The organism is Streptomyces drozdowiczii (genome assembly GCF_026167665.1).
Taxonomy (GTDB): domain Bacteria; phylum Actinomycetota; class Actinomycetes; order Streptomycetales; family Streptomycetaceae; genus Streptomyces; species Streptomyces drozdowiczii_A.
This window is the reverse complement of sequence record NZ_CP098740.1, coordinates 575,153-601,825: the sequence shown is the minus strand read 5'-3', so window position 1 is coordinate 601,825 and position 26,673 is coordinate 575,153. Positions and strand designations below refer to the sequence as shown.

The 26,673-nt window shown below is 71.4% G+C and carries 18 protein-coding genes and 4 pseudogenes; 8 read left to right on the top strand and 14 right to left on the bottom strand.

Annotation, left to right across the window (positions count from 1 at the left end; genetic code table 11):
• Positions 1-102: 102 nt before the first annotated feature.
• The 4 genes and pseudogenes from NEH16_RS02730 to NEH16_RS02715 all read right to left on the bottom strand — a co-directional run bounded on the left by NEH16_RS02730 (position 103) and on the right by NEH16_RS02715 (position 4,715).
• Positions 103-1,460 (bottom strand): annotated as a pseudogene (locus NEH16_RS02730) (GH1 family beta-glucosidase).
• Between the two features lie 20 nt (positions 1,461-1,480).
• A pseudogene (locus NEH16_RS02725) lies at positions 1,481-2,388 on the bottom strand (carbohydrate ABC transporter permease).
• Complete coding sequence (locus NEH16_RS02720; protein WP_073967285.1) at positions 2,381-3,391, bottom strand: carbohydrate ABC transporter permease; 1,011 nt, start codon at positions 3,389-3,391, stop codon at positions 2,381-2,383. Before NEH16_RS02720 ends, NEH16_RS02725 begins: the two are co-directional and overlap by 8 nt.
• A gap of 10 nt (positions 3,392-3,401) precedes the next feature.
• The gene (locus NEH16_RS02715) at positions 3,402-4,715 is read right to left on the bottom strand and encodes an ABC transporter substrate-binding protein (protein ID WP_265538894.1); all 1,314 of its coding nucleotides are present in this window, start codon (positions 4,713-4,715) and stop codon (positions 3,402-3,404) included.
• A gap of 145 nt (positions 4,716-4,860) precedes the next feature.
• Here NEH16_RS02715 and NEH16_RS02710 point away from each other — a divergent pair, with 145 nt between their 5' ends.
• Entirely contained in the window at positions 4,861-6,207 is a 1,347-nt protein-coding gene (locus tag NEH16_RS02710; RefSeq protein ID WP_265538893.1) for an ROK family transcriptional regulator, read from the top strand.
• Positions 6,208-6,234: 27 nt separating this feature from the next.
• On the opposite strand, the gene NEH16_RS02705 is transcribed toward NEH16_RS02710, so the two are convergent.
• Positions 6,235-7,332: a LacI family DNA-binding transcriptional regulator gene (locus NEH16_RS02705; protein ID WP_265538892.1), complete on the bottom strand. Its 1,098-nt coding sequence runs from the start codon at positions 7,330-7,332 to the stop codon at positions 6,235-6,237.
• Positions 7,333-7,340: 8 nt separating this feature from the next.
• Positions 7,341-9,853: pseudogene (locus tag NEH16_RS02700) on the bottom strand (glycoside hydrolase family 3 C-terminal domain-containing protein).
• 347 nt (positions 9,854-10,200) lie between these two features.
• On the opposite strand from NEH16_RS02700, the gene NEH16_RS02695 reads away from it, so the two are divergent.
• Complete coding sequence (locus NEH16_RS02695) at positions 10,201-11,472, top strand: transglycosylase family protein (RefSeq protein WP_265538891.1); 1,272 nt, start codon at positions 10,201-10,203, stop codon at positions 11,470-11,472.
• Here the strand turns inward: NEH16_RS02695 and NEH16_RS02690 are convergent.
• Positions 11,442-12,590 carry a DMT family transporter gene (locus NEH16_RS02690; protein WP_265538890.1) on the bottom strand — a complete coding sequence of 383 codons (1,149 nt, stop codon included), beginning with the start codon at positions 12,588-12,590 and terminating at the stop codon, positions 11,442-11,444. The two genes, NEH16_RS02695 and NEH16_RS02690, sit on opposite strands and share 31 nt — an antisense overlap.
• 250 nt (positions 12,591-12,840) lie before the next feature.
• Between NEH16_RS02690 and NEH16_RS02685 the strand changes: the two genes are divergently transcribed.
• On the top strand, positions 12,841-15,189 hold the full coding sequence (locus NEH16_RS02685) for a GH92 family glycosyl hydrolase (RefSeq protein ID WP_265538889.1): 2,349 nt from the start codon (positions 12,841-12,843) through the stop codon (positions 15,187-15,189).
• A gap of 72 nt (positions 15,190-15,261) precedes the next feature.
• Here the strand turns inward: NEH16_RS02685 and NEH16_RS02680 are convergent, their stop codons facing one another.
• On the bottom strand, positions 15,262-15,594 hold the full coding sequence (locus NEH16_RS02680) for an STAS domain-containing protein (RefSeq protein ID WP_073967277.1): 333 nt from the start codon (positions 15,592-15,594) through the stop codon (positions 15,262-15,264).
• A 260-nt stretch (positions 15,595-15,854) separates the two neighbouring features.
• Positions 15,855-16,367 (bottom strand): MarR family transcriptional regulator, encoded by a 513-nt coding sequence (locus NEH16_RS02675; protein ID WP_265538888.1) that lies wholly within the window; start codon positions 16,365-16,367, stop codon positions 15,855-15,857.
• Positions 16,368-16,447: 80 nt separating this feature from the next.
• On the opposite strand from NEH16_RS02675, the gene NEH16_RS02670 reads away from it, so the two are divergent.
• Positions 16,448-17,623, top strand: coding sequence for a PP2C family protein-serine/threonine phosphatase (locus tag NEH16_RS02670; RefSeq protein WP_265538887.1), 1,176 nt, complete (start codon positions 16,448-16,450; stop codon positions 17,621-17,623).
• A gap of 60 nt (positions 17,624-17,683) precedes the next feature.
• Here NEH16_RS02670 and NEH16_RS02665 read toward each other — a convergent pair.
• The 5 genes and pseudogenes from NEH16_RS02665 to NEH16_RS02645 all read right to left on the bottom strand — a co-directional run bounded on the left by NEH16_RS02665 (position 17,684) and on the right by NEH16_RS02645 (position 22,597).
• Positions 17,684-18,138 (bottom strand): annotated as a pseudogene (locus NEH16_RS02665) (ATP-binding protein).
• A 98-nt stretch (positions 18,139-18,236) separates the two neighbouring features.
• Positions 18,237-18,680, bottom strand: coding sequence for a response regulator (locus tag NEH16_RS02660; protein ID WP_265538886.1), 444 nt, complete (start codon positions 18,678-18,680; stop codon positions 18,237-18,239).
• Positions 18,677-20,296: a sensor histidine kinase gene (locus NEH16_RS02655; RefSeq protein ID WP_265538885.1), complete on the bottom strand. Its 1,620-nt coding sequence runs from the start codon at positions 20,294-20,296 to the stop codon at positions 18,677-18,679. Before NEH16_RS02655 ends, NEH16_RS02660 begins: the two co-directional genes overlap by 4 nt.
• On the bottom strand, positions 20,286-21,545 hold the full coding sequence (locus NEH16_RS02650) for a PP2C family protein-serine/threonine phosphatase (RefSeq protein ID WP_265547037.1): 1,260 nt from the start codon (positions 21,543-21,545) through the stop codon (positions 20,286-20,288). Before NEH16_RS02650 ends, NEH16_RS02655 begins: the two co-directional genes overlap by 11 nt.
• Before the next feature lie 149 nt (positions 21,546-21,694).
• The gene (locus tag NEH16_RS02645; protein WP_073967270.1) at positions 21,695-22,597 is read right to left on the bottom strand and encodes an RNA polymerase sigma factor SigF; all 903 of its coding nucleotides are present in this window, start codon (positions 22,595-22,597) and stop codon (positions 21,695-21,697) included.
• 209 nt (positions 22,598-22,806) lie between these two features.
• Here NEH16_RS02645 and NEH16_RS02640 point away from each other — a divergent pair, with 209 nt between their 5' ends.
• From NEH16_RS02640 to NEH16_RS02625, 4 genes are all read left to right on the top strand, one after another.
• Positions 22,807-24,291, top strand: coding sequence for an SDR family NAD(P)-dependent oxidoreductase (locus tag NEH16_RS02640; protein ID WP_265538884.1), 1,485 nt, complete (start codon positions 22,807-22,809; stop codon positions 24,289-24,291).
• A gap of 346 nt (positions 24,292-24,637) precedes the next feature.
• Positions 24,638-24,814: a hypothetical protein gene (locus NEH16_RS02635; RefSeq protein ID WP_158070809.1), complete on the top strand. Its 177-nt coding sequence runs from the start codon at positions 24,638-24,640 to the stop codon at positions 24,812-24,814.
• A 242-nt stretch (positions 24,815-25,056) separates the two neighbouring features.
• Positions 25,057-26,022, top strand: coding sequence for an urea transporter (locus tag NEH16_RS02630; RefSeq protein ID WP_265538883.1), 966 nt, complete (start codon positions 25,057-25,059; stop codon positions 26,020-26,022).
• Positions 26,023-26,033: 11 nt separating this feature from the next.
• A complete protein-coding gene (locus NEH16_RS02625) occupies positions 26,034-26,375 on the top strand; it encodes an urease subunit gamma (RefSeq protein WP_265547035.1) in 342 nt (113 codons plus the stop codon).
• The last annotated feature ends 298 nt before the right edge of the window (positions 26,376-26,673 follow it).

The following is a 26,673-nucleotide window of genomic DNA, read 5'->3' as shown; positions in this document are numbered from 1 at the left end:
GCGGGCCCCTCCGGCCGCGTCACCGGGGGCTCGCCCAGCCCGAAACCCCCGGCGGCGGCGGTGGTCCGTCGCGGCCGGGGGCTGCCTGGGTGCGTGGCCGGGTCAGGCGGCCTTGCGGGAGCGGGGAGTCGTCGCCTCGCGGATGAGTTCCGCGTAGCGGCGGCCGCTGGTCTTCACCGTGCGGCGCTGCGTCGCGTAATCGACGTGGACCAGGCCGAACCGCTTGTCGTAGCCGTACGCCCACTCGAAGTTGTCCAGGAGCGACCAGGCGAAGTAGCCGGCCAGCGGGGCGCCCTTGCGGACGGCGCGGGCGCAGGCCGCCAGGTGCTCCTCCAGGTACTGCGTCCGCTCGGGGTCGTGCACGGAGCCGTCGGGGAGTACGACGTCCTGGTAGGCCGAGCCGTTCTCCGTGACGTAGATGCGCTCGACGCCGTACTCCTCCGTCAGGCGCAGGAGCAGCTGCTCCAGGCCCTGGGCGTGCACCTCCCAGTCCATGTGGGTGTGGCGGGACCCGGGCAGGTAGACCTGCTTGGCGTGCGGGACGGGGCCGGACGGGTCGGCGGTGACGACCTGGCGGAAGTAGTAGTTGACGCCCAGCCAGTCCAGCGGCGCGGAGATGAGCTCCATGTCGCCTTCACGCACGGGGAGTTCGACTCCGTACAGGTCGACCATGTCCTGCGGGTAGCCGCGCCCGAGTATCGGGTCGAGCCACCAGCGGTTGACGTGGCCGTCGCCGCGCACCGCCGCAGCCCGGTCGGCCTCGCGGTCCGTGGCGGCCTCCACCGGGCTGAGGTTGTTGACGATGCCGACCCGGGCGTCGGGGGAGATGCCCCGGATCGCCCGGACCGCGAGGCCGTGGCCCAGGTGCAGGTGGTAGGAGGCCCGGACGGCGGCGGTCAGGTCGGTGAGACCCGGTGCCATCGTGCCCTCCAGATGGCCGATCCACGCCGAGCACAGCGGCTCGTTGAGGGTCGCCCAGTCCTTGACGCGGTCGCCGAGGCGTTCCACGACCACCGAGGTGTACGCGGCGAAGTGCTCCGCGGTCTCCCGTACGGTCCAGCCGCCCCGGTCCTGGAGGGCCTGCGGCAGGTCCCAGTGGTAGAGCGTGGCGAACGGGGTGATCCCGGCCTCCAGGAGCCCGTCCACCAGCCGGTCGTAGAAGTCGAGGCCGGCCGCGTTGACCGGTCCGTCGCCGCCGGGCACGATGCGCGGCCAGGCGAGCGAGAAGCGGTACGCGTGCGCGCCCACCTCCTTGATCAGGCCGATGTCCTCCGGGACCCGGTGGTAGTGGTCGCAGGCGACGTCACCGGTGTCGCCGCCGGCCACCTTGCCGGGGTGTGCGAGAAGGTGTCCCAGATGGAGGGGGCGCGGCCGTCCTCGGCCACCGCTCCCTCGATCTGGTACGCGGCGGTGGCGACGCCCCAGGTGAAGCCGGCCGGCAAGGCGCTGAGGTCGTTCACGGACTTCCTTTCCGGGGCGGTCACTTGACGGCTCCCGCGGTCAGGCCGGCCACCAGGTAACGCTGGAGGAGCAGGAAGCCGGCGACGATCGGCACACTGACGACGAGCGAGGCGGCCATGACCTGGTTCCAGTACACGTCGTTCTGGGTGGCGTAGCCCTGGAGGCCGACGGCCAGGGTGCGGGTGGTGTCGTTGGTCATGACGGAGGCGAAGAGGACCTCGCCCCAGGCCGTCATGAACGCGTACACGGCGACGGCCACGATGCCCGGCACGGCGGCCGGCACCACGACCCGGAACAGGGCGCGGATCGGCCCACAGCCGTCGACGAGAGCGGCCTCGTCCAGATCCCGGGGATCGAGTCGAAGTAGCCGATGAGCATCCAGATGGAGAACGGCAGCGAGAAGGTCAGATACGTGAGGATCAGACCGCCGCGCGAGCCGTACAGGGCGACGCCCGTGCTGTTGCCGATGTTCACGAAGATCAGGAACAGCGGCAGCAGGAAGAGGATGCCCGGGAACATCTGCGTGGAGAGCACCGTCACGGTGAAGACGCGCTTGCCGCGGAACCGGTAGCGGCTCACCGCGTACGCCGAGAACACCGCGATGATCACCGAGAGGACCGTCGCCGCGCCCGCCACGATCAGCGAGTTCACGAAGTAGCGGGCGAGCGGGACGGTCTTCCAGATGTCGAAGTACGGCTTGACCGTCAGCCCGGACGGGATCCAGTGGAACTTCCCGGACACGTCCTGGAGCGGCTTGAGCGAGCTGCTGATCATCACGTAGACGGGCAGCAGCGCGAAGACGGTCAGGAAGGTCAGGATGATCCGGCGGACCCAGAGGAAGGACTGCGGTGCGGCCATCGGGGAACGGGGGCGCGAACGCCCCGTCGTCTTCGCGGGCAGCACGGACGGCTGGGCAGGGCTAGGCATCGGCACCCTTCCTTCCGCGTGAGGTGATGAACAGGTAGATCGCCGTCACGACCAGCAGGAACAGCAGCAGCAGCACGGACATCGCGGAGCCGGTGCCGAAGTTCCAGGTGACGAACGAGGACTGGTAGATGTGGATCGAGATCAGGTCGGCGTTCTCCGGGGCGGCCTTCCCGAACAGCACGTACGGGGTGTTGAAGTCGTTGAACGTCCACAGGAACAGGACGAGCACCAGGACCTGGTTGACCGGGCGCAGCGAGGGCAGCGTGATCTTGCGGATCTGCTGCCAGATGCCGGCGCCGTCGATCGAGGCGGCCTCGTACAGCTCGCGCGGGATGTTCTGGAGCCCGGCCATCACGATCAGGAAGGCGAAGGGCCAGCCCTTCCAGACCGAGACGATGATCAGCGCGTAGATGCTGTTGTCGCCGATCAGCCAGAACGAGGGCTGGTCGGTGATCCCGAGCTGGTCGTGGAGCACATGGTTGACCAGGCCGTTGTCGCGCTGGAACATGAACGCCCAGGTGATCACGGCCGCGTAGACCGGCAGGGCGTACGGGACGAGGAAGATCGCCCGCAGGAAGCCCCTGCCGCGGAAGTTCTCCTGCAGCATGATCGCCGCCGCGACCCCGAACAGCCACGCCAGGCCGACGGCGAAGAACGTGAAGACGCAGGTGACGAAGAACGAGTGGAGCAGTGCCTCGCCGATCGGGGCGTTGACGTCGACGGCGATCTTGTAGTTGTCGAAGCCACTCCAGGGCGCCCCGCCCCAGTTGTTGATGTAGAACTGCGTGAACTGGCGGAAGCTCATCACGATTCCGATGATCATCGGAATCACATGGACGAGGAGTTCGAGCAGGACGGCCGGCAGGAGCAGGAGATAGGGCAGTCCGCCCTGGCGGATCCGGTCGGGGATGCGCGGCAGTCTCCCGCGCGCACCCCCGCTGCCCCGGCTCGTCACCCTGTCCGACTTTTCCGTCAGGCTGTCGGTGGTCACGGTGGCGGTCATGAAGGGAGCCTTACTGCTGCATCGTCTGCTGGGCCTTTTCCAGGCGCGCCTTGACGGATTCGGTGGTCACGGGGCGGCCGGCCGCTGCGTCGGCCCACAGCTCCTTGACCGCGGTGCCGACGGCGGTCTCGAACTGCGACTCGTTGGGGACCTGCGGCAGCGGGGCCGCGCTCTTGGCCAGCGTGTCGCGCAGGACCGCGAGGTCGGGCGCCGAGAACGCCTCGTCCGCCTGGGCGGTCTTGACCGGCGGGATCGACCCGTAGGTCTTGTTGAGCAGCTTCTGCTCGTCGTCGCTCGTCATGAACTTCACGAACTTCTTGGCGCCGTCGAGGTTCTTGGTGTTCTTGAACACCGCCATGTTGATGCCGGCGACCATCGAGTTCGTGTTCTTGCCCGTGCCGGGAGTGCCGGAGGCGACCGGGACGGGGGCCGCGCCCCAGTCCTCGGGCTTCATGCCCTGCGAGGCGAAGGTGGAGGCGGCGGCCTGCCACAGCACCATCGCGGTCTTGCCCTTGGCGAAGTCCGTCAGCGACTGGTTCTGGGCGTACTCCGCGTTGCCCGGGGCGATGATCTTGTCCTTGGCCATGAAGTCGATGTACTGCTTCACGGCCGCGACCGCGCCGTCCGAGGTGAAGGTCGGCTTGCCGTCGGCGTCGAAGAAGTCGGCGCCGTGCTGCTGGCCCAGGACGAACGTCTGGTGGATGTTGTTGGAGAGGTTCGAGCCCTCGGCGCCCAGCCCCCACTTGCCGTTCTTGGAGAGCTTCTTGCCGTCCGCGACCAGCTCGTCCCAGGTGGCCGGGGGCTTCTCGATGCCCGCCTCGGCGAAGCTCTTCTTGTTGTAGTAGAGGGCGTACGCGAGTGAGTACAGCGGGACCGCGGCGGGGTCCTGGCCCTCCGCACCGGCCGAGGCGACCGCCGAGTCGACGAACCGGTCACGGCCGCCGATCGCGTCGAAGTTCTCCTTGCTCCAGGGGAGCAGCGCGCCGGTGGCCTGGAGCGAGGCCGACCAGGTGTTGCCGATGTTCAGCACGTCCGGGCCCTGACCGGACGTGGTGGCGGCGAGGATCCGGTTGAGCAGGTCGGCCCACGGCACGACCTCCAGCTTGACCTTGATGCCGGTCTGCTTCTCGAACTTCTTCAGCTCGGGAGTCAGGATCTTCTTGTCGGCCTCGATGCTGGGTCCCTGGTTCGAGGCCCAGTACGTGAGGGTCTTCGGCGCATCGTTGCTGCCGCCGCCCGAGGACGTACCGCCTCCGCAGCCGGTGACACCGGCGGCTATGGAGATCGCGAGGGTGACGGCTGCCGCGGCTCTGATGGTGCGCATACGGGATGGCCCCTTTCCGGGGAGGAAGGCTGTGTTCGAGAACCGAACCACCTTCAGGGCTTAATTTATGACGTGATTTAAGAGGTGAGAGAAGGTCGCGTCAAGTCCCGGGGTCGCGGTATGTTTCCGCCAGGGAAGGAGCCACATGGCTGAGCGCAACAGACGGACCGTGCGTGACCTGCGACGCGGCAACCGGTCGCGGGTATTGCAACGGTTGTATTTCGACGGCCCGCTGAGCCGCCAGGAGCTGGGTCCCGCGACCGGGCTGAGTTCGGGTTCCATCAGCAACGTCGTCGCGGAGCTCGCCGCGGAGAACCTCCTGGAGGAGGCCGGAGTCGTGGACTCCGACGGCGGCCGCCCCCGCACCCTGCTGCGCGTCGCCCCCGGCGGCGGACTCCTCATCGGCATCGACATCGGTGAGACCCGGATCAGGGTCGAGCTCTTCGACCTCTCCCTGACCGAACTCGCCCGCACCGAACGGCTGCTCGCCCAGCACGGCTACGACGTGGACCGCATCGTCGGCCATGTCCGCAGCGGCGTCGCCGACGTGCTGCGGGACGCCGGCGCCGACCCGCACCGGCTGCTCGGCATAGGGATCGGCGTCCCCGGCATCATCGAGCGCCACGCGCCGGACGGTTCCGTCGGCGACGTCGGCTCCGTCGTCCACGGCCAGACCATCGACTGGAGTGCCGTCCCCTTCGAGCGGCTGCTCCGGGACGCCGTGCGGGTGCCGCCCGAGGTCCCGTTCTTCATCGACAACGGCGCCAAGACGCTCGGCCAGGCCGAGATGTGGTTCGGGGGCGGGCGGGGCGCGGGCGCCTCCGCGATCGCCCTCATCGGTTCCGGCGTCGGCGCCTGCGTGAACCACGGCGACCTGCTGGACGAGGACCGCAGCAGCCAGGCCCTGGAGTGGGGCCACAGCACCGTGCAGCTGCGCGGCCGGCGGTGCCGCTGCGGCTCGATCGGCTGCCTGGAGGCGTACGCGGGCGCCGAGGCGATGCGCGAGCGCTGGCACGAGGCGGGCGGCCCGCTGCCCGCCGACGCCGACGACGAGACCGCGCTAGCCGCGCTCCTCGGCGCCGCCTACCCGCCCCCCGGGGTCGAGCCCGACCCGGTGGCGGTCGCCCTCCTCGACGAGACGGCCGAGTGCCTGGGCGCCGCGCTGGGCGACCTGATCAACCTCTTCCTGCCCGAGCGCATCCTGCTCGGCGGCTGGGCGGGTCTCCTCATCGGCCCGCATCTGCTGCCCGACATCCGGCGGTACGCCCAGGAGTACGCGCTGAAGCACGCGGCGGCCCGGACCACCATCGAGATGGGCCGCCTCGGCCCGGACGCGGTCACGGTCGGCGCGGCCACACTGCCCCTGGCGGACTTCCTGGCGCGCGGCGGGAGCCGCCCCGCACCGGCGACCCGTCCCGGCCCCACTTCACCGGCGGCGCTCCGGACCCCGGCGGACGCGGTACGCGGCAGGGAGCGGCCCCGGACGGGGTGAGCGGGGTTCTCGGCGGACCGAGGGCCCTCACGCCGAGTCCCGCACCACCAGCGACGGCTCGAAGATCACGGACGTCGCGGCGCCCTCCGGCTTGCCCAGCCGCTCGATCAGCAGCCGGGCCATCTCGGCGGCCATCGCCTCCACCGGCTGGCGGACCGTGGTCAGCGGCGGGCGGCAGGCCAGGGCCGCGCTGCTGTCGTCGAAGCCGATCACCGCGACGTCCTCCGGGACCCGCTTGCCGCGCTCCCGCAGGACATGGCAGGCGCCCGTGGCCATCAGGTCGTTGGCCGCGAACACCCCGTCCAGGTCCGGGTGTTCGGCGAGCAGCCGCTCCATCGCGGTCTCGCCGCTCTCCTGGGTGAACCGCCCCTCGGCGATCGCGATGTAGGGGTGCCCGTTCTGCGCCATCGCGTCCCGGAAGCCGGCCAGCCGCTCCTGCACCGCGGGCACGTCGAGCGGGCCGGTGATGGTCGCGATCCGGCGGCAGCCCCGGGCCAGCAGATGCTCGGCGGCCAGCCGCGCGCCGTCCTGGTGGGCGACGTCCACATAGCTGATCCGGGCCGCCCGCGCCGGGCGCGCGTACAGCACGGCGGGCAGCCCCGCGTCCGTCAGCATGCCCGGCAGCGGGTCCTCCGCGTGCGTGGAGACGACCAGCGCGCCGTCCGCGCTGCCCTGGCGCAGGAAAGCCACCACGTCCTCCCGCGCCCGTGACGTCTCGGCGAACATCAGGACCGGGTGCATCCCGCGCGGCCGCAGATAGTTGACGACCCCGGTCACCACCCGCCCGAAGAACGGGTCCGCGAAGACCTGTCCGGTGAACGAGGCCCCCTCGCCCCCGTCCGCCTCGTCCGCCGACGCGTCCGCGTCCGCCTCCGTCTCCGGCTCGACGCCCGCGCCGGACACCACCAGCGCGATGGCGTCCGTGCGCCGGGTCACCAGCGAACGCGCCGCGCGGTTGGGCGCGTAGCCGGTGGAGGCGACCGCATGGCGCACCGCCTCCTGGATCACCGGGTCGACATTCCGTACGCCGTTGATCACCCGGGAGACGGTGGCGCGGGAAACACCGGCCGCCCTCGCCACGTCCTCAAGGGTGGGTGTTCCGGCCGGTCGCAGATCATCCGTCATGAGCGCATTTATAGCATCAGCGGAGAGCGCTCTCCATCGTGCTCCGAACCGTTACCGGATCCTTTCCCGGCCGAGTCCGCACCCGGCCCCGCCACGATGCGCGCGGTGAGCGGCAGATCGCCCGCCGAACGGCCCCCGAGCAGCGTGAACGCACCCGTCTCCGTCTCCCAGCCGCGCCCCCGGGCGACCAGTGGGCCAGCGCCCGCCCGTCCACCCGGACCACCGCGACCGCGCTCTCCCCGGGCCCCGCCTCCACCGCCGCGTAACCGATGAGCTTGCGCACCGGGCGCTCGACCGCGGACCCGCTCCGCGCCAGGTAGACCTGCACCACCTCCCGCCCGCGCCGCCGTCCGGTGTTCCGCACCCGCACCCGTACGTCGAAGGGCTCCCCGGCCCGCACCGCTGCCGGGGCCGTCAGCTCCTCGTACGCCCAGCCGGTGTAGCCGAGCCCGTGGCCGAACCAGTACGCCGGAGCCGCCCCCGCCCGCAACCAGGCCCGGTAACCGATGTGCGGGCCCTCCGCGTAGCGCAGCCGGCCGTCGCCGTCGGGCGCGGTCCCGAGCACCGGTACCTCGTCCTGGGCGGCGGCCCAGGTGGTCGGCAGCCGCCCGCCGGGCTCGGCGCGCCCGAACAGCACGTCGGCCAGCCCGTCCCCGGCCTCCTGGCCCGGGAACCAGGTGAGCAGCAGCGCGGGCACCCGCTCGTGCCAGGGCAGGGCGACCGGGCCGCCCGCGTTGACCACCACGACGGTGCGCGGGTTGGCCCACACCACCGCCCGCACCAGTGCGTCCTGGCCCTCCGGCAGGTCCAGGCTCTCCCGGTCGTGGCCCTCGGACTCGCTCTGCTCCGTCGTGCCCACGACGACCACCGCCACGTCGGCCGCGCGTGCGGCGGCGACCGCTCCGGCGAGCGCGGCGGCCGGGTCACCGGCGGGCGGGGCGGCGGCGAGGACCGTCGCGACCCCGGATCCCGGGGCGAGCGAGCGGAGCGCGACGACCTCCACCTCGCGGCCCGCCGTCAGTTCCGCGCGGGCCGTGTGCAGGGGCGGGGCGACGTGCACCCGGGTCGGGTCGTCGCTGTCCAGCGGGAAGGTGCCGGACAGCACCTCCTGGCCGTCGACGGTGAGCGAGATGTCGCCCCAGCCGCCGACCGCCCAGGTCCACGCGCCGCTCTCGGCCGGTCGGAACAGGGCCCGGATCTCCACCGCGGCGGCGCCCTCGGCCCGGACCGACGGCTCCACGATCCGCCCGGACAGCCGGTGCTCCGCGTGGAGTTCGGCGCCTTGCGCGTCGAGCAGCCGCACCAGCACCCCGGGCTCACCGTCGCGCGGATCGCGTGCCCGGTCGCGGCCGAGCGGTTCGGGCCGACCGGACGGGGGAAGACCCGGCCGGTACATCACCGCCGCCACGCCGTCGAGCGCCCGCTCGATCCCGGCCAGCGGGGTCACGACGTGCTCCGGAAACACCTCCGCGCTGCCGCCGCCCTGGATGCGTACGGCGGTCGCGTGCGGCCCGATGACGGCGACGGATTTCAGCCTTTCCGCGTCGAGCGGCAGCAGTGCGCCCTCGTTGCGGAGGAGCACCGCCCCGGCCGACACGGCACGGCGCAGCAGGGCGCGCCCGGCCTGCGTCGCGGGGCGGGGAGCCGGGCGGTCCGGGCCCAGCGCGCCCACCCGGCGGGCCAGCCGCAGCAGCCTGCGTACCTTGTCGTCCACGGCCTCGGCGGGAACCAGGCCCTCTTCGAGCGCCGCGAGCAGACCGGCCGCCCAGGGGCCGTCCGGCCCCGGCATCGCCAGGTCCTGGCCGGAGCGGGCAGAGTCGAGAAGGGTGCGCACGCCGCCCCAGTCGGAGACCACGAGGCCGTCGAAACCCCAGTCGCCCTTGAGGGGATGCTCCAGGAGCGGCGACGCCGACATGGTGACGCCTTCGACCTTGTTGTACGCGGACATGACCGCCCAGACCCCGGCCGCGACGGCTTCTTCGAACGGGGCGAGATACACCTCGTGCAGGGTGCGTTCATCCATACGGACGTCGACGGTCAGCCGGTCCGTCTCGGCGTCGTTGCCGACGAAGTGCTTCGCGGTGGCGGCGACTCCGCCCGACTGGATGCCCCGGACGAGCGCCGCGCCGGTGCGGCCGGTGAGCAGCGGGTCCTCGGAGAAGCACTCGAAGTGCCGGCCGCCCAGCGGTGAGCGGTGCAGGTTGAGGGTGGGGGCCAGGAGCACGTCGACGCCCTTGCGTCTCGCCTCCGAGGCGAGCAGCGCGCCGAGGTCCGTCAGCAGCCGTTCGTCCCAGGAGGCGGCGAGCGCGGTGGGGGAGGGGAGGACGAGGGAGGTTCCGCGTTCGTCCCAGGTCTCGCCCCGGACCCCGGCCGGGCCGTCGGAGAGGGTGAGCGCGCGCAGCCCGGCGGCCGGTTCGGCGTGTGTGCGCCAGGTGCTGGCACCGGTGAGCAGACGAACCTTCTGCGCCGCGTCCAGCTTGTCGAGCAGCGGTTCGGTCTCTTCGTCCGTCATGGCGGCCATGCTCCTTCGCGCACCGCGCTCCCACGCATATCGGAGAGCGCTCTCCCAGCTGTCGCGCCCAGCGTCCCCGCTCGCCGTCGACCGTGTCAATGGGGGCCTGGGTGCACATCGGGGCCGCCGGCGACCTCCACGGCGAGGACCGCCTGCTCGCGATCACGACCTCGGTCGACGGCTGGGGCGTCAGCGCTTCCGAACGCTTCCCGGGCGCCGGTCCGCCGCTGGCCTACGCCCTGCGCCGACCGGGCCGCGCCGGTGGCCGAAACGTACCGTGGTCTTGTCATCACCCGCTGTCTGCCCATAAGTTGACCGCTTGCGACATGTCCTACAGCCAGCGGGGGAGCCACGTCATGGCCGCGAACGGACGGCACCGCAGATACCAGCCGAGCCGCATCAACCGGGCTTCGCTCACCGTCACGGCAGGAGGCGCGGGCCTCGCCCTCCCGCTGATCACCGCCGCCTCGGCCGGGGCCGCGTCCACGGACGTCTGGGAGAAGGTCGCCGCCTGCGAGTCCACCGGCAACTGGCACATCAACAGCGGCAACGGCTACTTCGGCGGCCTCCAGTTCACCCGCTCGACCTGGGCGGCGTACGGCGGCACGGTCTACGCGGCGCGCGCCGACCTCGCCACCAAGGACCAGCAGATCGCCATCGCGGAGAAGGTCCTGGACGGCCAGGGCCCCGGCGCCTGGCCGGTCTGCTCCGGAAAGGCGGGCCTGACCCGGGGCGGCGCCGCGCCCGACATCAGCACGCAGAGCGAGCGCACGGCGAGCGTCTCCACGCCGAAGAAGCCGGACAACGCGTCGTTGTCGTCCCGCCCTACGAAGACCAAGAAGGCCACACCCCCGGCCACGCCGACCACCGTGCCGGGCAAGCGCGAGTCGTACACCGTGACACCCGGCGACTCGCTCTCCGGCATCGCGGACGACCAGCACCTCCAGGGCGGCTGGCAGCGGCTCTACGCCGCGAATCGCGCGGTCGTCGGCGACGACCCGGACCTCATCTTCCCCGGCCAGCGCCTGACCCTGAACGGAACGCCCAGGACGGCCACGAAGGCCAAGCCGAGGACGGCGACCGAGGCCCCACCGAAGACGGCCCCGAAGGCGGCTTCCAAAGCGGCGCCGAAACCCGCCCGGAAACCCGCGCCGCAGCCGAAGCAGCACAGCAAGCCGCAGCCCAAGAAGACCCAGACGCACAAGACCGAGCACGCGCAGAAGCACAGCGGGCTCACCGCCCCCGTCGCGGCCCGCACCGGAACCCCGTACCACCAGGCCGGTTCCTGGTCCAGCGGCTATCACACGGGCGTCGACTTCCCCGTGCCCACCGGCACCTCCGTCAAGGCGATGGCGCCCGGCACCGTCGTATCGGCGGGCTGGGCGGGGCCGTACGGCTACCAGATCGTCATCCGGCACGGCGACGGCAAGTACAGCCAGTACGCACACCTGTCCTCGCTGCTCGTGCGCGGCGGGCAGCACGTAGGCGGCGGACAGCGGATCGCCCGTTCCGGCGCCACCGGCAACGTCACGGGCCCGCACCTGCACTTCGAGGTCCGCACCGGCCCCGACTACGGCTCCGACATCGACCCGCTGGCCTACCTCAGAGCGGGCGGCGTCAGGGTCTGAACGCCTCCGTCAGCGGCCTCCCCGGCGGCCCTTCGCCCGGCGCCCGGGGGAGGGCCGAACTCCACCCGGCCGGCCAGGCCGTCCAGCGGCATCCGCGCGGGCAGCGCCGGGCGAGGCGTCCGCGGCCCCGCCGCCCCGCGACCGGCCGCGGCGGCCGGACCCGGCTCCACCGCGCGAGACAGGGTGCCCGTCGAGGCCGGCGGCCCGGCGGGCCCGGCGAAATCCGCGGACCCCGCCGTGTCTTCCGTATCCGAGGTCTCCGGCGCCTCGGACGCCGAGCGCTCGGCGCCCATCCGTTCCGTGGTCAGCATGATCAGTCCGCCGGCCGCGACCGCCCCGCAGACCAGGGCCAGCACCGTCCCCGTGACCCCGTGCCGGAACTGCTCGCCGAACAGCGTGATCCCCACCGCCGCGGCCACCACCGGATTCACCACGGTCACCGTGGCCAGCGGGGCCGTCAGACCGGCACCCCGGTACGCCGCCTGGGACAGCAGCAGACCGGAGCCCGCCAGCGCCGCGATCACCAGCAGCGGCAGCAGCCCGGACTTCACGGCGCCCGCCGTCCACTCCATGGCCACGGTCTTCGTGTAGACCGACGCGATGCCGAACGCGACGCCCGCCGCCCCGGCCAGCACCACGCTCCGCATCACCGGCCGGCGCATCGCCCGCGAGAGCAGGACCAGCGCGGCCACCGCGCCGAAGGTCACCATCGCCAGCATCAGCTGCTGCGGCGCCCCCAGGCTGTGCGCGTCGGAGCTGCCGGTCAGCGCGAGCAGCCCGGCCAGACCCGCCGTCGCCATGACCGCGCCGCGCCAGGCCGTGGCCCCGGCCCTGCGGCGTACGAACAGCGCGGCCATCGGCAGCGCGAAGACGATCGTGAGCGCCCCCAGCGGCTGTACGAGGCTCAGCGGGCCGTACGCCAGCGCCACGACGTGCAGCACGGCGCCCAGCCCGTTGAGCGTCACGGCCGCCCACCAGACCCGGTTGCGCAGCGGTGCGAGCGAGCGGCCGTCGGAGGCCGTGGCCACGCGCTCCTGGACGATCGCCCCGGCCGCGTAGGCGACCGCGGAGACCAGTGACAGGAGCACGGACAACGCAAGGGAACTCATGTACACCACGATCCCCTTTTCCAGCCGCCGCGTCGTCGTCCCTGAGGCGGCGATCCGGCGTACTGCTCTGGTAGTACGGCAGTGGCCCGGGTGTCCTCCTCCTGACGGTAGTCCTCCCCGCGGCGGACGTCAGAAGGATCTTGCCGACGGCCTCCTTCACCGGACCGACACGCGCGGTATCCGTCCGACCCCTTGACGCGGTCACGGCGGAATCCAAGAATGATCGCGCTCTGACAACGTTGTCCTAAGGAGTCTCCCCATGCATCGGACCCCACGGCCGGGACTGCGCGGCCCGGCGGCCGTACTCGCCGCCGCCGCGCTCCTGGGCGGTGTCCTCCTCCCCGGGGCCACGGCCGAGGCCGCCCCCCGGAGCGACGGCCGGCTGACCGATCTGGTCAACCCGTTCATCGGCACCCAGAACGAGGGCAACACCTACCCCGGTGCCTCCGTGCCCTTCGGCATGGTGCAGCTCTCGCCGGACACCGGCCACAACACCGGTTACGACTACGGCGAGAACCACATCCGCGGCTTCTCCTCCGTCCACCTCTCCGGCGTCGGCTGCGGCCTCGGCGGCGACCTGCCGACGCTGCCCACCACCGGCGAGGTCACCGAGACCGACTACGCGAAGTACGCGGCGGAGTTCAGCCACGACGACGAGAAGGCGAGCCCCGGTTACTACAAGGTCGGGCTCAAGACCGGCATCGGGGCCGAGCTGACCGCCACCAAGCGCACCGGCGTCCAGCGCTACACCTTCCCGGCCACCGACAAGGCCAACGTCCTGCTGAACGCCGGCCAGTCGCTGCACCGGACGCTCTCCTCCGACGTGGAGATCCTGGACAACCGCACCGTCCGGACCGCCATCACCGGCAGCGGCTTCTGCCAGGACACCAAGCCGTACACGGTCTACACGATCACCCGCTTCGACCGTCCCTTCACCACCTCGGGCACCTGGAACGGCGACACCGTCACCGAAGCGAAGAAGTCGAAGGCCACCGACGCCCGCAACGGCGCCTGGCTGCGGTTCGACACCACCAAGGACCGCACCGTCGAGGCCACCACGGCCCTCAGCTACGTCGACGCCAAGGGCGCCGCGCTCAACCTCCGCGCCGAGGGCGGCCACAGCTTCGACCACGTCCTGCGCGCCGCCGAACGCACCTGGGAGGACCGCCTCGAAGGAGTGAAGGCCCAGGGCGGCAGCGACAAGCTGCGCCGCACCTTCTACTCCTCGCTCTACCGGTCCTTCCTCGCGCCCAACGTGGGCAGCGACGTGGACGGCCGCTACACCGGCTGGGACCAGAAGAAGCACACCGCCAAGGGCTTCACGTACTACCAGAACTGGTCGCTCTGGGACACGTACCGCACCCAGGCCCAGCTGCTTTCCCTGCTCGCGCCGCGCGAATCCCGCGACATGGCGATATCCGTCCTGCGCATCGACGCGGAGAGCGGCTGGCTGCCCAAGTGGGGCTACGGCACGGTCGAGACCAACATCATGACCGGCGACCCGGTCACCCCCTTCCTCACCAACGCCTACCAGCAGGGCCTGCTGAAGGGGTACGAGGAGGAGGCGTACCGCGCCCTGAAGAAGAACGCGGACGGGGTGCCGCCCACCGACTCCGCACCCGTGGGCCGGGAGGCCAACGTCCAGTACCTGAAGGACGGCTTCGCCCCGTACATCAAGGACCGGCCGCACGCCAAGCCCGGTGACTCCGACTTCGACCACGGCGCCTCCGCGACGCTGGAGTACGCCCTCGCCGACGGCATGCTCGCCGAGATGGCCCGGGACCTCGGCCACAAGGCCGACGCGGCACGCTACGAGGCCCGCGCCCAGAACTACCGGAAGATCTTCGACCCCTCGACCGGCTTCTTCCGCGCCCGCGACGCCGCCGGCGCCTTCACCGGCCCCGCCGACCCGGCCGAGAGCGAGGGCTTCCACGAGGGCACGTCCTGGCAGTACCAGTGGATGGTCCCGCAGGACATCCCCGGCATGGTCGACCTCATCGGCGGGAAGGACGCGGCCAACCAGCGCCTCGACTCCTTCTTCGCGTACGACAAGCTCCTCGCCGACCCGGCGAAGACCGCCCGCGAGGTGTGGGTGAACGGCCCGTACGCGTACTACAACGCCGACAAGTACAACCCGCAGAACGAGCCCGACCTCATCGCCCCGTACACGTACCTCTCCACCGGCCAGCCGTGGAAGACGACCGACGTCGTCCACGCGGCCCTGACGCTCTTCACCAACGGCCCGACCGGGATGACCGGCAACGACGACCTCGGCACGATGTCCGCCTGGATGGTGCTCTCGTCCATCGGCGTCTTCCCGGTCCAGCCGGGCACCGACACCTGGGGCCTGTCCACGCCCGCGTTCGAACGCGTCGACATCAAGCTCGACCGGCGCTACTACCCGCACGGCGCGCTGACCGTCAGCGCCCCCGGCACCTCGGACGCCGACCGCTACATCCAGTCCGCCCGGCTCGACCGCGCGACGCAGTCGCGTACCTACCTGACCACGGACGACATCCGCTCGGCCCGCTCGCTCTCCTTCACGGTGGGCGACGAACCGTCGGCGTGGGGCACCTCCCCCGAGGACGCCCCGCCCGCCCTGGACTGACCGGGCGGCCGCACGGCCGAGCGCCCTTCTCCCCGCCGACGGGGAGAAGGGCGCTCGGTGTTTTCCTCTTCGCTACGCGGGAAGCGGCGGGTCGATCGCCTCGCTGACGCTCGGGAAGACCGGGACCGCGCTGTCCAGGCCGAGAACGGAGATCAGCCTTTCCATGAAGACCGAGGGTGCGGCGAGCCGCAGCCGGGGACCGAGGGCCGTCTGTCCCTGCAGCAGCACGTTCACCGTCGTGGAGTCGGCGAAACTCACGTCCGAGAGGTCGACGACGACCGGCCCGGCACCCTCCCGCGACGCGTTCTCCAGCGCGGTGCCGAGAGGCGCCACGTTGTCGATGTCGAGGTCACCGGTTACAGCGAGCACCAACGCCCCACGTTCATGCCGTGGGACGATCTGCATGGCTCGGCCGGCGCTGGGCGGTGGAAGCACGTTCACCTCGTGTTGCACTGGGCGGCGGGGGTAACGCCGCGATCGGACGGGCAGTTCGATTCTGCTCCGATTCTGCTCCGTCCCTGCTCGCGGCGGGAATGCTCAACGATAAAAGTAACAGTTGCCATTTGACAACATTCTTCGTGGGGCAACAATCTGTACCGAACGATCAACGTGAGCGCCCGTCCGAGCGGCGCCTTCGGAACGCGGAAGCAGGGGCGTGCATGAAGCTAGGCGCTGTCCGCGACATCGTCGCGAAGCCGGGCGGCGGTCCTCCGCTCACCGGTGAGCCGCTGCGATGCCGCCGAACGGAAGGCGGCGAGCCCCACGGCCAGGGCCGCCACATCGGAAGGCTGCATCCGCTCCAGCACGGCGGTCAGCTCCCGCGTGCGGATCGCCCGGTACTCCTCCAGCAGCTCCCGCCCCTGAAGGGTCAGCCGGAGCTCGACCTCCCGGCGGCTCGTCGGGCTCGGGTCGCGCTGGACCAGACCCATGGCCTCCATCCGGTCGCACAACCGGCTCACCGACGGCGCCCGCGAGCCGAGCGCCTCCCCGAGGGAGCGCAGGTTGCTCCCTTCCTGCTGCTCGATGACGAGGAGCGCGCGAAGCTGGGAGGGGGAGACAACTCCCCGGGCGGCGGTCTCCTGGCCACGCCCCCACAACACCTCCAGAAGCTCGGACGCGGCACAGACGTCCTCGGACACCTGTTCAGGGCGGTGAGGGAGTCCGGTGCGGTGGGGCATTCTTCCACTCTGTCACCCGTAGCGTGCTCCTGTCAGCCTGGCTCCGCTCCCGCCACCCACCGAAGAATGGGCGAAACAGCGTGAATGCCCCCACGGATATTGAACGAGCGCTCCGCGCGGCGCCGCCGTATGCCCTGGTGGAGACGGTGCGCGAGATCCTCGCGAAGTCGTACGGGGCCCTCTCGGTACAGCTCCTCCTGGCGGATTACGGAATGACCGTGCTCAACCCGGTCGACGCCGGCGACGGCCCCGGCCAGCCGCTCTCCCTGAACAACAGCCCGCAGGGCCGCGCCTTCGGCAGCCAGCGCCCGCACCAGGGCCGCACCGGCCCCGACGACGCGGCCGACCACCACTTCCCGGTCACCGTCCGGGGCGAGCGCCTCGGCATCCTCACCGTCCGGCTGCCCTCCGCGCGCGCCACCCCGCAGATCACCGACGACCTCACCCATGTGGCGGACCTCCTCGGACACGAGATCGTCGTCGCCGAACGGGACACCGACCACTACCAGCGCGCCCGGCGCACCACGCGCCTCACCCTCGCCGCCGAGATGCAGTGGCAGCTGCTCCCCGCCAGGTCCTTCATCGCCGCCGAATACGCCATAGGAGCCCAGCTCGAACCCGCCTACGCCATCCACGGCGACAACTTCGACTGGGCGGCGGAGGGCGACCAGCTCAGCGTCGCCGTGACAAACGGCATGGGGGAGGGCATCCGCGCCTCCCTCCTCACCAACCTCGCCGTCAACGCCCTGCGCAACGCCAGGCGGGCCGGGATCGGCATCGCCGACCAGGCGGCCCTGGCCGACCAGGCCATCTACGAGCAGCACCGCGGCGCCGCCCACGTCTCCACCCTGCTGCTCCGCTTCGACCTGCCCACGGGATCGGTCGAGGCGGTGGACGCGGGCTCCCCGCAGCTGTGGCGCCTGCGCGGCCGTACGGTCACCCGGGTCGCGCTGGACGCCCAGCTGCCGCTGGGGATGTTCGAGGAGTCGCAGTACGCCGTCCAGCACCTCCAGGCCCGCCCCGGCGACCGGCTGCTGCTCGTCAGCGACGGGGTCTACGACGCGATCTCGCCGTCCGGCGAGCCATTCGCGGAACGCGGCCTGCCCAGGGCCGTCCTCGCCACCCGGCTCCTGCCGGCGGCCGCCGTGCCCGGCGCGGTCCTGCGTGAACTTGCGGAACACCGGGCGTCCGACACGCTGGACGACGCCCTGGTCATGTGTATCGACTGGTTCGGCCGGTCCCAGGCCGGGGGCTGAGCCCGGCACCATCGCCTGAGCCCGGGCCGGGAGTCCGCCCGCCCGGCGCTCCCCGCCGGCTCAGCTGCTCAGCGTGAACTCGGCCCTGATGCGCTTGCCGACCGGCACCCGCTCGGCCGTGACGCGGTCGCACAGGGCCACCACGATCTCCATGCCGTGGCCGCCCAGGCGGCTCGGGTCGGGGGCGTAGAAAACGGGCAGCGCGCTGCTGCTGTCGTACACCGTGATGCTGACCCGCTCCGCCGTGCCCTCGAGCTCCAGCAGATACGGGCCGTGGCTGTAGCGCTCCGCGTTGGTGACCAGCTCGCTGACGGCCAGCATGAGGTCGTTACGGGTGTGCGTGCCCAGCACGGCCATCCACTCGGACACCAGCCGGCCGAGAAAGCGGTCTGCCAGCGCCCGCGCCTGGGAAATGCACCCCGGCTCACCGTCGAACACTTCGGCGCTGTGCAAAGTCTCCGTGGGCGGACAGCTCCGGGGGAGTCGTCCGGCGGGGAGATCGCCTGTTCGTTCATGTGCTCCAGCCAGGGCGCAGCGGGGAGGTCGCAGACCTCTTTCTTGTGATCGTGTACCCGCGTCGGGAGATCCCACTCCCATGCGTCGTCAGCGAATACTACGCGCGGCCGGGAAGCCGCACCACGGTGACGAAGAAGTCGTCGATCTGCCGGACGGCCGCGATGAACTGGTCCAGGTCGACCGGCTTGGTGACATAGGCGTTGGCGTGCAGTTTGTAGCTGCGCAGGATGTCCTCCTCGGCGGAGGAGGTCGTGAGCACGACGACCGGGATCAGCGCGAGCTCCGGGTCCTGCTTGATCTGTTCCAGCACCTGGCGGCCGTCGTACTTCGGCAGGTTCAGGTCGAGCAGGATCAGATCGGGCCGGGGCGCCTCGGTGTGGGCCCCGCGGCGGTAGAGGAAGTCGAGGGCCTCCTCGCCGTCGCGCACCACATGGAGCGTGTTGCGGATCTTGTTGTCCTCGAATGCCTCACGCGTCATCAGTTCGTCGCCCGGGTCGTCCTCGACGAGCAGGACCTCGATGGGCTGTGCGGGAGCGTTCACTGGGTCTCTCCGGAGATCTCCGCAGGGGATGCGGTGTCGTTGGTTTCCGCGGGCGCGGCATCGGCGGGCAGCGAGAAGTGGACCCGCGCCCCCTGACGGGAATCGGGATCGAGCCAGATCCTGCCCCCGTGGAACTCGATGATCTTGCGGCACAGGGCGAGGCCGATGCCCGTCCCGTCGTACTCGTCACGGCCGTGCAGGCGCTGGAAGATGACGAAGACCTTCTCGGCGAACTCGGGCGCGATGCCGATCCCGTTGTCGGCCACCGTGAAGTGCCAGTCGTCGCCCTCCCGCTCGCACCCGACCGTGATCACGCACGGCTCGTCGGCGCGGCGGAACTTCACGGCGTTCCCGAGCAGGTTCTGCCAGATCATCGCGAGCGTCGTGGGGTCGCCGGTGACCGAGGGAAGCGGGTTCTCGCGGACGACCGTGGTCCCCGACTCCTCGATCACCATCGCCAGGTTGGCCAGCGCCCGGTCGAGCGACTTGTCGAGCTCGACGGGGGTCCAGCTGTCGTGCACCCGGCCGACCCGGGAGAAGGTCAGCAGGTCGTTGATGAGGACCTGCATGCGCTTGGCGCCGTCGACCGCGAAGTCGATGTACTGCTTGCCGCGGCCGTCCAGCTCGTTCCCGTACCGCTTGTCCAGCAGCTGGCAGAACGAGGCGACCTTCCGCAGCGGTTCCTGGAGGTCGTGCGAGGCGACGTACGCGAACTGCTCCAGCTCCGAATTGGACCGGCGCAGCTCCACGGTCTGCTGCGCCAGGACGTTCTCGCGCTCCTGCGTGGCATCCAGCTCGGCGACCAGTCTGCTCCGCATGTCCTCGACCGCGGCGGCCACGGCCCGTACGTCGGACGGGCCGTCCACCTCGATCCGCTGGGCCCGGAAGTTTCCGGTGCGGACCCGCCGGGACGCCTCGGCCAGTGCGTTCAGCGGCCGGCCCACGGTGCGCTGGAGCAGCACGCTGAGGGCGACCACGCAGAGCGCGAAGACGATCAGCAGGATGGCCAGGACCCGGTCGCGGGTGTGCCGGGCGTCGTCCAGCTGGGCGCGTGCCCGGTCCCGGGCGGCGTCGAGATGAGCCTGCTGGGTGCCGTAGAGCTGCCGCAGCTTGTCGAAGGCGGCCTTGCTCTCGGCGGTCCTGGCGGACGAGCGCGTCCCGGCCCCGTCCCGCCGGACGTCGGCGATCAGCGGGTCGGCATGCACCCGGCGCCAGTCCGCGGCGGCGGCGGCGATCCGGTCCAGGTCGCGGTTGTACGGCTCCCCGTCGCCCATCGCGGAGCGCACCCGGGCCAGCCGTTCCGCCTCCTCCTTCTTGCCGGCGGCGAACGGCTCCAGGAACGACTCGTCACCGGTCAGCGCGTAGCCACGTACCCCCGTCTCCTGGTTCAGCAGCGCGTTCTGGAGCTGGAAGGAGGCGGAGCGGGCCGGCTGGATGCGGTCGACCAGCTCGGTGGTCCGGTCCGAGATGCTGGCCAGGACGAGACCGCCCGCCACCACGCAGCCGCAGACCACGAGGACGAAGGCGGCCAGGATGAGGTGGACCCAGTTCTGTACGGACAGGCGGGACCACCGGCCGGCCGACGGGACCGGGGCTTCCGGTATTTCAGTGTTCATGAGCGGTGTTTCTCCAGCCGAGGTGCAGGACGGCGACATCGTCGGCAAGGCCACCGTGCGGGGCCGCGGCCTCCGAGGCACCCGCGACCAGCGCGTCGACGAATGAGCGGGCGGCGAGCGGGGCCATGTCCCGGGCCATGTCGAGCAGCCCCTCCTCGCCCAGCCGGCTGTGCGGTCCGGTGCGTCCCTCGAAGAGGCCGTCGGTGAACAGGACGAGGGCGGCGCCGGGCGCGAGTTCGAGATCGGTGACCGACCACTGGCCGTGCCCGGGCAGCAGCCCGAGCGCCATCCCGCCCTCGGGCTCCACCCACTCGACCGCCGAGCCGTTCCGGAGCAGCAGCCCCGGGTGGCCGGCCCGCATGACGCGGACGCGGTCGCCGCCGGGCGGAAAGGCCAGCGAGGTGACGGTCGCGAAGACATGGGGGTCGGAGCGCTCGGCGACCAGGATCGACTCCAGGAGCCCGAGCTGTTCCAGCGGGTCGGTGCCGCACAGGACGGCGGTGCGCCAGGCGACCCGCAGGCACACCCCGAGCGCCGCCTCCGCCGCGCCGTGCCCCGACACGTCGCCGATGACCGCCCACACCGTGCCGTCCGGCGTCTGGACCACGTCGTAGAAGTCACCGCTGAGCAGCCCGTGGGCCCGGCCCGGTTCGTAGCGGGCGACGGCCTGGAAGCTGTCGTCGTTCAGCAGGGGGACGGGCAGCAGGCCGCGTTCCAGGCGTGCGTTCTCCTGCGCCATCAGCTGGTTGGCGCGCAGCGCGGACGCCGCCCGCTCGACCTGCTTGCGCTGGAGCGCGTAACGGATCGCGCGCGCGAGGGCCTGCGGGTCGAGCAGCCCCTTCATCAGGTAGTCCTGCGCGCCCGTCGCCACCGCGGCGAGCCCCGCGTCGGCCTCGGCGAGGCCGGTCAGCACCACGATCGCCGCGTCGGGGGACGAGTCGACGATCTGGGTGACGGCCCGCAGGCCGTGCACGTCGGGCAGATGCAGGTCGAGCAGGACACAGACGGGGGCCTGGTGCGACCGCAGGAAGGTCAGCGCCTCGGACAGGGTCTTGCACCACGTCAGTGTCGGGTCCAGCTCGCCGTCGGCGAGCATCTCCTCGACGAGCAGGGCGTCGCCCGCGTCGTCCTCGACCAGCAGGATGGTGCCGCTGACGTCCCACACGGAGTCCCGGTCATCCGCCTCGGACGCCGCCTGGACCGGGAAGGTCCCTGGGACGGGAGGTCGGGCCGGGGCGCCCATGCGCATCTCAGCCACGTTTCACTCTCTCCTTGCACCGTGCGGGCCGCCCGCCGGTGTTGCGCAGCATATGTGAACGACGCCCGGCGATTTGCCGCCGGGCGTCGTTCACATTGCCTTCGGCCACACTCCGTCGGTGTGTGACCGGATCGCGAGGGTCAGGCTTCCACGGACATCCCGGCCCGCAGCCGCTTGACGATACGGGCGAGCAGCCGGGAGACGTGCATCTGCGAGACCCCCAGCTCCGCGCCGATCTGGGCCTGCGTCATCTCCTCGCCGAACCGCATCTGGACGATCCGGCGCTCGCGCTCGTCCAGCTGCTCCAGCAGGGGCGCCAGGGTGTGCAGGTTCTCGACGGTCTCCATGCCGGGGTCGGCCTCACCGATCACATCGGCGAGCGAGCGCTGCTCGTTGCCGGAGTCCGTCTCCGCGGTGGGGGTGTCGATCGAACCGGCCGAGTACCCGTTGGCCGCGACCAGGCCCTCGATGATCTCCTCCTCGGAGAGATCGAGGTGGGCGGCCAGCTCGGCGACCGTCGGATCGCGGTCCAGCCGCGCGGACAGGGCCTCCTTCGCCTTCGCGAGATCGACCCGCAGCTCCTGGAGCCGGCGCGGCACGTGCACCGCCCAGGTGGTGTCCCGGAAGAAGCGCTTGATCTCGCCGACGATGTAGGGGACGGCGAATGTGGCGAACTCCACTTCGCGCGAGAGGTCGAAACGGTCGATCGCCTTGATCAGGCCGATGGTGCCGACCTGGATGATGTCCTCGGTGTCGTCACCGCCGCGGTTGCGGAACCGCGAGGCGGCGTACCGCACCAGCGAGAGATTCATCTCGATGAGGGTGTTGCGCGCGTACTGGTACTCGCGCGTGCCCTCCTCCAGCGTCTGCAGCTGGTCCAGGAACATCTTCGAAAGGGCCCGGGCGTCCTTGGGGGCGACCTTTCCGGTGTCCTCGATCCACGGCAGCTCCGCAGTCCCCGCACCGAGGGGCGCGCCGTCCTGTCCGGTGAGCGTGCACACGTCGCCGAGAACTCCGTCGGTCTGCTCCGTCGTGGTCGCCATGATGTGTGGCCCCTCCTGCTGGTCGCCAAGTGCTTCGCACACCGCTTGCCCCGGATTCGCGATGCCATGCACAACCGATGCGAATCTTTTTCGCGCTCCGTCCGCAGGGCCCGTTACTCACCCGATCGGAGCAGCTCGCGGATCATGGCAAACTTGACCGAGCCCCACGCCCCCGGTGAGGCCGGCGGCACGAGCACAGAGGAACGGCGATGACGGTGACAGAGGACGGCCCCGAGATCGTGGCCGGGACCGAGGCATTCGGCCCCGGTATCGACCCCGACCGGCTGGCCGTCTGCCTGAGCGTGCTGGACGAACTCGACACCATCGAGGTCGACCACCCGGATGCCGTCGCGGTACGCCGGGCCACCGCCGGGATCTACCGGACCGTGAAGCAGCGCCGCCGCCAGGAGCGCCGGGCCGCCAAGACCGCGCACGACAAGGCGGTGACCGAGGCCACCGCCACCGGCTCGGCCGAGCGCATCGACGACGAGACCCAGGGCGTCCTGCCCTCCTCGTCCGCCAAGAGCGAGATCGCCGGCATCCTCCAGCGGCCCCGGTCCTGCTACGTGTGCAAGACGCGGTACGTCGAGGTCGACGCGTTCTACCACCAGCTCTGCCAGGACTGCGCCCGGGAGAACCGCGCCCGCCGCGACGCGCGCACCGACCTGACGGGCCGCCGGGCGCTGCTCACCGGCGGCCGTGCCAAGATCGGCATGTACATCGCGCTGCGGCTGCTCCGTGACGGGGCGCACACCACGATCACCACGCGCTTCCCCAACGACGCGATCCGCCGCTTCAAGGCGATGGAGGACAGCGACGAGTGGATCCACCGCCTGAAGATCGTCGGCATCGACCTGCGCGACCCGGCCCAGGTCGTCGCGCTCGCCGACTCGGTGGCGGCCGAGGGCCCGCTCGACATCCTGATCAACAACGCGGCGCAGACGGTCCGCCGGTCCCAGCAGGCGTACAGCGAACTGCTGGCCGCCGAGTCCGCCCCGCTGCCCGCGGGTGAGCTGCCCGCCGCCGAGGTCATCGGCACCTTCGGCAGCGGCAGCGTCGACCGGGTCGCCGCGCTCCCCGCCGCCCGCAAGGAGGTGCTGAGCGCGCAGGAGGTCACGGACCTGGCCCTGGTGATCGGTTCGGCGTCCCCGGCCCGGATCGCCGCCGGCACCGCGATCGACGCGGGCGGTCTCGTCCCGGACCTGCACGACACCAACAGCTGGATCCAGACAGTCGACGAGGTCGAGCCGATCGAGCTGCTGGAAGTCCAGCTCTGCAACTCCACCGCGCCGTTCATCCTGATCAGCCGGCTCCGCCCGGCCATGGCGGCGACCGCGGCCAAGCACTCCTACGTGGTCAACGTCTCCGCGATGGAGGGCGTGTTCGGGCGCGGCTACAAGGGTGCGGGCCACCCGCACACCAACATGGCCAAGGCCGCCCTGAACATGCTGACCCGCACCAGCGCCCAGGAGATGTTCGAGAAGGACGGCATCCTGATGACCGCCGTCGACACCGGCTGGATCACCGACGAGCGCCCGCACCCGGACAAGATGCGGCTGGCCGAAGAGGGCTTCCACGCCCCGCTCGACCTGGTCGACGGCGCTGCCCGGGTCTACGACCCCATCGTCCGCGGCGAGGCCGGCGAGGCGCTGTACGGCTGCTTCCTGAAGGACTACGCCCCCGCCAACTGGTAAGGGGAGCGGGGGCTGTGGGCCCGGAGTGCGGAGACCCGGCGGGGATGATTTCCTGGCCGGGTCTTTTCCGTACGCGGTGGCTCAAAGTGACCCATGGCACACGTTCCATCGAGCGCGGACGCGCTCATTTGGTTACTCTGATGTGAACGGACGTCATCGAGGAGTCCACGAACCTTCCTCGACCGTCCTGGGACAGGCTTGTCAACCAAGTCGCCGTCCCGCCCCGTACCCGGCGCCACCGCGACCGAACTGTTCCTGCCCCTGCCCCGCATGGGCGGCTGATTCCCGGCAATGAGAACCGGAGCGTCGGCGACGCCCGGGGCTACGCGACACGAAGGAGTGCGCGGTGACGACACCGGAATTGACGAAGCAAGAGGAGCGTCCGGCCGAACGGCACGGAAAGCCGGGGCGCGGCAGCGACAAGCTCCAGAACATCGAGGTCTGGGCCAGGTCCGCGCCGATCCGCCTGGCCGGCTACGAGGAGGACCTCGCCGAGCCGCACATCCTGCCCGGCATCGACTGATCCCTCTCGGACACCGACTGTGGCCCGCCCCCTCCCGGGGCGGGCCACAGTGCGTTCCGGCGCTCTCCGGGACGCCGCGCGCCGGCCCGAAGCCGGGCGTGCCCCGGCGGTGTACCCGAGTGGGCTACCGGAAACGCCCCCGGCATGAGAAGCGCATCTTCGTGTGACTTCATGGCATATGACGGACTTCCGCGTGTCCGTCCCGCCCGAAGCGCACCGCCGAAGAGCCGCTGGAGCACGCCGTGTCCCTCGCCGAGCCGGATGTCGTCCGGCGGCTGGAGAGCCGTCAGCCGTCCGCGTACCTGCTGGCATCCCTGCGCGGCGTCGGCCAGGTCGACTTCCAGGCGGGCCTGTTCACCGGTGCGGCGATCCTCGCGGGGCTGTGGGCGGCGGGCTGGGAGACCGGCCTCTTCGCCACGCTGGGGACGCTGATCGCCACCGCCGCCGCCTATGCGCTGGCCGTCGACCGGGGGAGCATCGCCCTCGGCATGCAGGGGTTCGCGGGCTGTCTGACCGGCATCGCCCTGGTCTCGACGCTCGGCAACCACCCCGCCACCTATGTGCTGACCGTCGTGGGCGCCGTCCTGTGCGTCATCCTCATGGCGACACTCGCCACCCTCCTCACGCCGTACCGCCTCAGCCCCATGACCGCGCCGTTCTGCCTGGTCTCCGGCGTGATGGTGGTCGGCGCCCCCTCCTTCGACCGCGTCTGGCACGGACCCCCGGCCGCCGTCTCCAGCACGACGAGCGGTGACACCGGGATCACCTGGAACGACCTGTGGCACGCCTTCTTCAACAACGTCTCGCAGGTCTTCCTGGTCGAGAGCTGGTACGTCGGGCTGATCATGCTCGTCGGACTCGCCCTGGCCGGCCCACGCGTCGTGCTCTGGGCCGCCGCCGGCAGCGTGGCCGGGATCGTCGCCGCCTGGCTGCTGGGCGCGCCGACGGCGCTGATCGCCAACGGCATCTACGGATACAACGCGGTACTCGTCGCCATCGGCCTCGGAGCCGTCTTCCTGGCCCCCACGGTCTGGAACGGGATCTACGCGCTGTTCGGCGCGGTGGTGAGCACGGGCCTGACCGCGTCCCTGACCTCCTTCTTCAAACCCTTCGGCGGCCACACCTTCACCTGGCCGTTCATCCTCACCACCTGGACGCTGCTGGCCGCCGTGCCCCTGCTGCCGCGTCTGCGCCGCGGCGACGGCTGACGAGGCCCCGCATCCCCGCACCCGTACATCCCGAGGAAGGCACCCACGATGAACCTCGCCCCCGCGAGATCGACAAACTGCTCGTCTACGTCGTGGCCGACCTGGCCCGCAAGCGCCAGGCCCGCGGCCTCAAGCTCAACTACAGCGAGTCGGTCGCGCTGATCACCGAGGCGATCCTGGAGGCGGCCCGCGACGGCAGGAGCGTCGCGGACTGCATGGAGCTGGGCCGCCATGTGGTGGGCGAGGACGACACCATGCCCGGGGTACGGGAGATGCTCGGCCTCCTCCAGGTCGAGGCGTCCTTCGTGGACGGCACCAAGCTGGTCTCCTGCCACGACCCCATCGGCGGCTGACCGTGACGGGGAACGCGGCCGTCATCGCCGTCTGCGGCCACGAAGCCGCGTACGGCAGAGCGCTGGAGGGCCTGCTCGGCCCGGACGTGAGCGTCGTCCCCAACGGCCGCGCGCTCTTCCGCGCCGTCGCCGCGCACCAGCGCCGGGGCGAGCCCGCCGTGGTCGTCCCGATGACGCTGGGCCGCGACCCCGGACTCGTCGCGGACACCGCGCGCACCCTGCGCGCCGTCCCCGTCGCCGGCCCCGGAGCCGTGCTGCTCGCCGAGCCCTTCGGCACCGCCCAGCACCTCGTCGCCTG

Excerpts from the sequence above, each read along its gene's own strand:
- NEH16_RS02640 (WP_265538884.1), top strand. The coding sequence starts at position 22,807 with ATGACGGTGACAGAGGACGGCCCCGAGATCGTGGCCGGGACCGAGGCA.
- NEH16_RS02655 (WP_265538885.1), bottom strand. The coding sequence starts at position 20,296 with ATGAACACTGAAATACCGGAAGCCCCGGTCCCGTCGGCCGGCCGGTGG.
- NEH16_RS02685 (WP_265538889.1), top strand. The coding sequence starts at position 12,841 with ATGCATCGGACCCCACGGCCGGGACTGCGCGGCCCGGCGGCCGTACTC.
- NEH16_RS02715 (WP_265538894.1), bottom strand. The coding sequence starts at position 4,715 with ATGCGCACCATCAGAGCCGCGGCAGCCGTCACCCTCGCGATCTCCATA.
- NEH16_RS02710 (WP_265538893.1), top strand. The coding sequence starts at position 4,861 with ATGGCTGAGCGCAACAGACGGACCGTGCGTGACCTGCGACGCGGCAAC.
- NEH16_RS02695 (WP_265538891.1), top strand. The coding sequence starts at position 10,201 with ATGGCCGCGAACGGACGGCACCGCAGATACCAGCCGAGCCGCATCAAC.
- NEH16_RS02675 (WP_265538888.1), bottom strand. The coding sequence starts at position 16,367 with ATGCCCCACCGCACCGGACTCCCTCACCGCCCTGAACAGGTGTCCGAG.
- NEH16_RS02720 (WP_073967285.1), bottom strand. The coding sequence starts at position 3,391 with ATGACCGCCACCGTGACCACCGACAGCCTGACGGAAAAGTCGGACAGG.
- NEH16_RS02650 (WP_265547037.1), bottom strand. The coding sequence starts at position 21,545 with ATGCGCATGGGCGCCCCGGCCCGACCTCCCGTCCCAGGGACCTTCCCG.
- NEH16_RS02680 (WP_073967277.1), bottom strand. The coding sequence starts at position 15,594 with ATGCAGATCGTCCCACGGCATGAACGTGGGGCGTTGGTGCTCGCTGTA.
- NEH16_RS02705 (WP_265538892.1), bottom strand. The coding sequence starts at position 7,332 with ATGACGGATGATCTGCGACCGGCCGGAACACCCACCCTTGAGGACGTG.
- NEH16_RS02645 (WP_073967270.1), bottom strand. The coding sequence starts at position 22,597 with ATGGCGACCACGACGGAGCAGACCGACGGAGTTCTCGGCGACGTGTGC.